At 57.3% G+C, this 6,078-nt stretch carries 5 protein-coding genes; 1 reads left to right on the forward strand and 4 read right to left on the reverse strand.

Annotated features, from left to right (window positions below; genetic code table 11):
• Nucleotides 1–75: 75 nt before the first annotated feature.
• From AC07T0_RS15055 to AC07T0_RS15070, 4 genes are all read right to left on the reverse strand, one after another.
• Entirely contained in the window at nucleotides 76–1,098 is a 1,023-nt protein-coding gene (locus tag AC07T0_RS15055) for a transketolase family protein (protein ID WP_495001931.1), read from the reverse strand.
• On the reverse strand, nucleotides 1,095–1,943 hold the full coding sequence (locus AC07T0_RS15060) for a transketolase (RefSeq protein ID WP_495001932.1): 849 nt from the start codon (nucleotides 1,941–1,943) through the stop codon (nucleotides 1,095–1,097). Before AC07T0_RS15060 ends, AC07T0_RS15055 begins: the two co-directional genes overlap by 4 nt.
• A 17-nt stretch (nucleotides 1,944–1,960) precedes the next feature.
• Nucleotides 1,961–3,259, reverse strand: coding sequence for an MFS transporter (locus AC07T0_RS15065; protein ID WP_495001939.1), 1,299 nt, complete (start codon nucleotides 3,257–3,259; stop codon nucleotides 1,961–1,963).
• Nucleotides 3,260–3,357: 98 nt separating this feature from the next.
• Nucleotides 3,358–4,107: an SDR family NAD(P)-dependent oxidoreductase gene (locus tag AC07T0_RS15070; RefSeq protein WP_495001933.1), complete on the reverse strand. Its 750-nt coding sequence runs from the start codon at nucleotides 4,105–4,107 to the stop codon at nucleotides 3,358–3,360.
• 198 nt (nucleotides 4,108–4,305) lie between these two features.
• Here AC07T0_RS15070 and AC07T0_RS15075 point away from each other — a divergent pair, with 198 nt between their 5' ends.
• The gene (locus AC07T0_RS15075; protein WP_008154195.1) at nucleotides 4,306–5,220 is read left to right on the forward strand and encodes a LysR substrate-binding domain-containing protein; all 915 of its coding nucleotides are present in this window, start codon (nucleotides 4,306–4,308) and stop codon (nucleotides 5,218–5,220) included.
• Nucleotides 5,221–6,078: the final 858 nt, after the last annotated feature.

Below are 6,078 nucleotides of genomic sequence, written 5' to 3' on the forward strand. Positions count from 1 at the left end.
GCTATCTGGGGGCAGATTCAAGTTTTCAAACTGTTCGATTGAGTCTTATGTTGTGGGTGCTGCCGGTGTCTGCGGTCAAAGCCAGGCTTTGATTTGGGCGCTGACAGCCTGAGTCGAAATGCCGTAGCGATCATGCAGCGTCGGTAATGCACCCGCATCCAGAAACGCATCGGGCAAGGCGATTTGCCTGAAGGTTGGTGTCACCCCATTGCGCAGTAATACCCCGGCAACGGCTTCACCTAGCCCACCGATAATGGAGTGGTTCTCTGCGGTCACTACCAATCGACCGGTTTTTCTCGCTTCGGCAAGAATGGTCTGTTCATCCAGTGGTTTGATTGTCGGCACGTGCAACACGGCGACATCAATTCCGTCGGCCTGCAGCTGCTTGGCAGCTTCCAGTGCGCGCATCGTCATCAAGCCCGTGGATATGATCAAAACATCGTTGCCGGTGCGAAGGGTCTTGGCCTTGCCGATCTCGAATTTGTAGCCGTATTCATCCAGCACCAGCGGCACATTCCCGCGTAACAAACGCATGTAGACGGGCCCTTGATGCGCGGCAATGGCCGGCACTGCCTGTTCGATTTCCAATGCATCGCACGGGTCGACGATCATCAGGTTGGGCATGGCACGGAAGATCGCCAAGTCGTCTGTGGCTTGGTGGCTTGGGCCATAGCCGGTCGTGAGGCCAGGCAATCCACAGACGATTTTGACGTTGAGGTTTTCCTCGGCAATCGCCATGCAGATGAAGTCGTAGGCGCGACGGGAGGCGAAAACCGCGTAGGTTGTGGCGAAGGGAACGAAGCCCTCCCGAGCCATCCCCGCCGCCGCACTCATCAGCAGTTGCTCAGCCATGCCCATTTGATAGAAGCGATCTGGATGTGCCTTGGCGAAGATGTGCAGGTCGGTGTACTTGGACAAGTCGGCGGACATGCCGACGATATCCGGACGCTGATCCGCCAGCGCGGCTAACGCATGCCCGAAAGGTGCCGACTTGGTGGCTTGGCCTTCGGAGGCGATCGAGGCGATCATCGCCGAGGTGGTGAGGCGTTTTTTTGCCGGTTCGCCCGTCGAGGTCGGAGTGTTGGCTGCGTTACTCATTGGTTTTTTCCTTCTTCAAGGTTGTTCAGCGCCAGATCCCATTCGTGTTCTTCCACGCGGATGAAATGTGTCTTTTCGCGGGTTTCCAGAAACGGCACGCCCTTGCCCATGCGGGTATCGCAGATGATGACGCGTGGTTGGGTTCCAGGGTGGCTGCGGGCGGCGTCGAATGCGCTGACCAATGCATCAAGGTCATTGCCATCGACACGCTGGGTGAACCAACCGAATGCCTGCCAGCGATCCACGATCGGCTCGAACGACAGAATTTCACTTGAGTAACCATCGGCTTGCTGGTTGTTGACGTCGACAATCGCGATCAGGTTGTCGAGCTTCCAGTGAGACGCCGACATCACCGCTTCCCAGGTCGAACCTTCATTCAGTTCGCCGTCCGATAGCAGGTTGTAGACGAAGGAGGGCGATCCTTTCCGCTTCAGGCCCAGGCAGGCACCTACCGCGATGCCCAAGCCCTGGCCGAGTGAGCCTCCGGTGATTTCCATTCCCGGGGTGTAGGTGGCCATGCCCGACATGGGTAGGCGGCTGTCGTCCGATCCGTAGGTTTCCAGTTCTTCCAGCGGAATGATTTCGGCTTCGATCAATGCCGCATACAGCGCAATCGCGTAGTGACCGATGGACAGATAAAAGCGATCTCTGCCTTCCCATTCCGGGTCTTCTGGCCGATAGCGCAGGGCGTGGAAATAGGACACCGCCAGCAGATCGGCAGCGCCGAGTGCCTGGCCGACATAGCCCTGTCCCTGAACCTGGCCCATTCGCAGCGCGTGGTGACGAATGTTGTGGGCGCGGTCCACGAGGTCTGTAGAGCCGGGGTGTGATGTGTTAGTCGTCATGCGTGAACTCCTTTAACTTAACGGTTGACCAAGGCAGCGGGGACGCGCAGCACTAACAAGGCGCCGCCGACCAGTACGCCAGTGATCAGATACATGCCAATGGCGCTGGAACCAGTCACGGTGGTGACCCAGCCGATCAGATAAGGCGAGCAGAAGCCTGCGAGGTTGGCAAAGCTGTTGACGGCCGCGATGCCCGCGGCAGCGGATACGCCACCCAGCAACGTGGTGGGTAGCATCCAGAACAGCGACGTGGCGGACAGAATTCCGGAAGCGGCCAGGCAAAGGCTGAGAATGGAGAGCGTCACATTTCCCCCCATTAGAGCCGCCAGGCTCAGCCCGATAGCACCTGCGATCATCGGTACAATGAGATGCCAACGGCGCTCGCGATGTTTGTCACCACTGCGTCCGGCATACAGCATGGCCACAATCGCGCAGAGGTAGGGCAGGCTGGTCAGCAGGCCGATTTTCAGCGGATCGGAAACCCCTGCGTTACGCACCAGGGTCGGCAGCCAGAAGGTGATTGCGTATTGCCCCATCACCACGCAGAAGTAGATGGCGGCGAGCAACCAGAGACGCCGATCACGGATGAATGCACCAGGGGAGGCGTGGGTAACCTTCTTGCCCTCATCCTCGGCCAGCTCCCGGCTGATGAGTGCTTTCTCTTCGTCGTCGAGCCAGGTGGCTTGATGCACGCCGTCTTTGAGGTAGCTCAGCACCAGCAATCCGACCACGACAGTGGGAACGGCTTCCAGGGCAAACATCCACTGCCATCCAGCCCAGCCATGCATACCGGCGAAATGGTTCATGATCCAGCCGGAGAGGGGCCCGCCCACCATCCCGGAGAGCGGAATGGCGATAAACCACAGCACGGTCATACGGGCGCGACGGTAGGACGGAAACCAGTAGGTCAAATACAGCAACAGTCCAGGCGCCAGACCAGCTTCGGCAATGCCGAGCAGAAAGCGCAGTGCATAGAATTGCCAGGCGGTTTCGACGAAGGCGAACAGGGCAGACACGATGCCCCAGGTAATCATGATCCGCGCAATCCAGATGCGCGCACCCACCCGATGCAGAATGATGTTGCTCGGCACTTCGCACAGGAAATACCCAATGAAGAACATGCCCGCGCCCAGTCCGTAGACCGTTTCGCTGAGCGACAGATCGTTCATCATCTGCAACTTCGCAAAGCCGACGTTGACCCGATCAAGGTAAGCGCACAGGTAGCACAGCATCAGAAAAGGCATCAGGCGCCATGCGGTTTTACGATAGGCGTTGGAGCGCACGGTCGAAACCGCTTCGAGCGACAGGGTTGTCATGATGGTCTGATCTCTTGTTTTTATTGACCGCCAGGCCATCAGGCCCGGCTGCATCGTCGATCCAGAACCGCACGGGCCGCGAGGCCCGCCAGGTGTGCTCAGTGAATCAGCATTCCGCCGTTCACATCCAGAGTGATGCCGGTCAGGTAGGAAGACAGGTCACTGGCCAGGAACAAGGCGGCATTGGCCACGTCCTGGGCTTCACCCAGACGTCCCAGCGGGATGCCGTCGATGATCGCGTGCCGGCGTTCGTCCTGCATCAAGCCACCGGTGATATCGGTGTGAATTAAACCGGGGGCGATTGAGTTGACCCGTACCTTGTCCGGCCCGAGTTCGCGCGCCATGGCTTTGGCCAGACCCAGCACGCCCGCTTTGGCGGCACTGTAATGAGGGCCACCGAAAATGCCACCGCCCCGTTGAGCGGAAACGGACGACATGCACACGATGCTGCCGGAGGACTGTTGACGCATGGTTGGAATCACTGCCTGTGACATGAGCAGGGTGCCGCGCAGGCTGACGTCCAGCACCTTGTCGTAATCGGCAGGGCGGATGTCCAGGGTCTTGAGTGGTTGGGTGATGCCGGCGTTGTTGACGAGAATATCGATGCGGCCGAAATGCTCGATGATTTTGGCGACTGCCTGTTGAACTTGCGATTCGTCAGCGACGTTGGCTGTGAGCCCGAGATGGCCTTCGCCCAGGGAAGCTGCGGCATCACGTGCGGCGGATTCATCCAGATCCAGTATCACGACGTGGGCGCCTTGTTGCGCGAAAGTGATCGCTGTTGCCCGGCCAATGCCACGTGCTGAAGCTGCACCGGTGATGATCGCGACCTTGCCTTGAAGAAGCATGGGAGGGTACCTCTGATTGTTGTTATTGGGTCGATCCGAATCGAATCGATGACTCAGCTTGTTCCCCAGGCCCGCCTTGAGCAATAACGTGAACTTCACTGGATGCTGAAAAAAATTCAGCACTCGCCAATGAAATGATCGGATGGTTGAATAGGTGAACGCCCGGCCTATGCCACTTGCAGCGGAATAACAATAATCATGCGTTCACCCGGCGATGCACCTGCGATACTGCCACCCCTGAAAGCCATTCAGGCCTTTGAACAGACCGCCCGCTTCGGCAATGTAGCGCGCGCGGCTGAGTTGCTCGACCTGACACCCTCGGCGGTCAGCCACCAGTTGGCCAAACTGGAGGCGATGATCGGTCGACAATTATTTTTCAGAACGGCCAGAGGCGTGACGCTGACCCCGATCGGCGAGCAATACCTCACTGAGGTTTCTGGCATCCTGCACAGTCTCGCCGTGGCGACCGAGCGCGCCGCCAGTGATGTCAGCCTTGATTGTCTGCGATTGCACTCGTCGCCCAGTTTTGGCCTGTTATGGCTGATGCCGCGTCTGGAGCAGTTTCGCCAGAGCCATCCCGATATTCAGCTCAACCTCTCGTGTTCCTACGAATCACTGCACTTCAGTCGAGACAAGATCGATGTCGACATCCGCCATGGGATGCCCAATTGGCCGAGCTTCGAAGTGCGAACGATACGTGATGAAAAAATTGCGGTGATGGCGTCCCCGAAACTGTTGGAAAAGCACCCGATCCGAATGGTCGCGGATCTGCTGGACAGCAATCTGATCCTTTCGGAGGCCACGCTGATCAAGTGGCCACAGCTGTTTGCACAACATGGCTTGTCACGTCCAGAAAAACCCTATTCGCTGAGCTTCGACCGGTCTTACATGACATTGGAGGCCGCCAGCCACGGGCTTGGCTTTGCTTTGGAAAGCACATTGCTGGCGCAGGATTATCTCGCGCGCGGTGCTTTGGTAGAGGTAGCACCGGAGCTGAGCGCTTCGATTACTGCACACCATTTGGTTTTCCCAAGGGCCCACTCAAACTTTCCTCGGGTCAGACGATTCCTGGAATGGATGCAGAAAGAGTTGGGGCATGATTTCAGTTATTGACTGTCAGTTAGGTGCGGGGAGCTCCGATACCATGGTCATCAAGAGTCCATCGACGGCGAGGCCGCTTTTGCGGCGTTCGATATTTGGAGTGGTGTTCGACCGGGCGCTGTCGTTTCTGAATCGCCACGATAAATGAGAGAACACATCTGATCGACGCACCTCCGGCCATCGCGGCAATCCTGCGGAAAATGATACCCGCGGCCTGATAGCTGCTTCTCCACGTGGCTGTAGAAAGCACTCGGTAGCGCGACTTGGACTTATGTTCTTCTCGTTCTTGACATGCCCTCCGAACAAGTCCAAAAATGAGTCCATTCCTGCTGAGGGAATATTAAAAAGCCTTTAGATTTCAATGGGTCGGACGCCAGATGCGAGTCTCGTTTCCCGCTCCAAATACACAAAAACGCCACTCAATAGAGTGGCGTTTTTGTTTGTGCGTTTTTCAGCCGATTATCTTTTTTCCTGAAAGCGGTTATCAGACAATTCGCTTTCCATCGACTGAAGTTTCCTAGAAAATTCTTTCGCCTTGCGCTTGCCGAAACCGGTCTCTAGTCTTCGTCCATCGCTGCAAAATCAGCGGTCGGGCGTGAGAACCCGTGTTCAGTAAGCGCATCAGTGCCAGCCTCGTTATGGATGTCATTTCGTCCGTGACCGTTCCATGGTGGCTGTGCGTAGGCAGACTTCGGTCTGGCCGGTTGCCTACTGTCCGGTATTCTCACCCTGCGTACAGCTGCCACCCTTTGCCGCGTGAGAACGGCAAACGATGGCTCCTCAATCATGTACATGTAATTGGATGGACTCGCCCAAGCCGAGGCGTCTGTAGCGCCACGGTGGCATTCTAATGAAGCCAACGACAGCGAG

The sequence above is a fragment of the Pseudomonas sp. GW821-FHT04D07 genome, assembly GCF_059420225.1.

Coding starts and splice junctions, on each gene's coding strand:
- AC07T0_RS15055 (WP_495001931.1), bottom strand. CDS start 1,098: ATGAGTAACGCAGCCAACACTCCGACCTCGACGGGCGAACCGGCAAAA.
- AC07T0_RS15060 (WP_495001932.1), bottom strand. CDS start 1,943: ATGACGACTAACACATCACACCCCGGCTCTACAGACCTCGTGGACCGC.
- AC07T0_RS15065 (WP_495001939.1), bottom strand. CDS start 3,259: ATGACAACCCTGTCGCTCGAAGCGGTTTCGACCGTGCGCTCCAACGCC.
- AC07T0_RS15070 (WP_495001933.1), bottom strand. CDS start 4,107: ATGCTTCTTCAAGGCAAGGTCGCGATCATCACCGGTGCAGCTTCAGCA.
- AC07T0_RS15075 (WP_008154195.1), top strand. CDS start 4,306: ATGCGTTCACCCGGCGATGCACCTGCGATACTGCCACCCCTGAAAGCC.